This is a genomic window from Neorhizobium sp. SHOUNA12A (assembly GCF_023006505.1).
Lineage (GTDB): Bacteria > Pseudomonadota > Alphaproteobacteria > Rhizobiales > Rhizobiaceae > Neorhizobium.
Map to the genome: position 1 here is coordinate 1 of NZ_JALBGV010000192.1, position 1155 is coordinate 1155.

A 1155-nucleotide genomic window follows, 5' to 3' on the forward strand; every position below is an offset into this window, starting at 1 on the left:
CAGAGCGACTGTCTTGTGCGTCAAGCGCTTTGCCATGGTTTATTGTCCCGGATGATGGCGTTGAGGATTGTGAGGAGCTTTCGCATGGTGGCGACGATGGCGACGATCCTGGGTTTGCCGGCGGCGACGAGCCGGTCGCGGAAGGCCTTGAGCGTGGGGTTGTGGCGGCTGGCGACGAGAGCCGCCATGAACAGCACGGCTCGCACCTTGCCCCTGCCGCCGCCGATCAAGCTTTTGCCCTTCCATTGGCCCGATTGCCGCGTCCAGGGCGCAAGTCCCGCCAAAGAGGCGATCTGGCGCCGGTCGAGGCTTCCGAGCTCCGGCATCTCGGCCAGAAGCGTGCGGGCCGTCGCCGGCCCGACACCCGGCACCGAGACGAGCAGCGCCTCACGGACCCGCCATATCGGCGACTTGCGGATATGGTCGTCGAGATCGGCATCCAGGCTGTCCAGCTCGCGCCGCAGGGCCGAAAGCAGCCGTCTGATGCTCTTCTGCGTCTGCGCCTCCACAACCATGCGCAGCCGATTATCCTCGGCCACGATCATCTGCACGATCTGCCGCCGACGGGCGACAAGCGCCGAAAGCGCCTGGGTTTCGGCATCCCGCAGGGGGCGGATTTCCGGCCTCGTCGCAGCCACGAAGGCCGCTATCACTTCAGCATCGATCGGATCGGTCTTGGCACGGCGGCCGATCGCGTTGGCATACGCGCGCACCTGGGCCGGGTTGATCACGATGACCGCAAACCCGGCAGACGAGAGCTCTGCCGTCGCCAGCATCTCAAAGCCGCCGGTTGCCTCCAGCGCCACCACGCAGCTGCCCTGTGCAGAATGCTCCGACTTCAGCCGCTCGACCAGTTCGTCGATACCAGCATGGCTGTTGTCGACGAAGAAGGCTTTACCGGACGGCACAATCGCAATGTCCAGCCGGTTCTTCGAAACGTCAATGCCAACGATGATATCCATCTTATCCCATCCTTGCCTAAGCGGGCTTTGCCTTCGCAAGCGGCCCTGGCGACTGTTCGGGTTCGATGGAACGGCGGATGAAGACCCAGGCTCTGCCACGGGCTTGATGTCCCAAGGGAGGTTCGGTCTCCCATCCGCCACCGCATCTGGCAGTAAATCGCCAAAAGCGGATAAAGGGAAGTTACAAGGGGGG

The 1155-nt window shown here is 63.6% G+C and carries 1 protein-coding gene; it reads right to left on the reverse strand.

Annotated features, from left to right (window positions below; translation table 11 throughout):
* Positions 1–20: 20 nt before the first annotated feature.
* Complete coding sequence (locus tag MOV63_RS32415; RefSeq protein ID WP_247039837.1) at positions 21–962, reverse strand: IS110 family transposase; 942 nt, start codon at positions 960–962, stop codon at positions 21–23.
* Positions 963–1155: the final 193 nt, after the last annotated feature.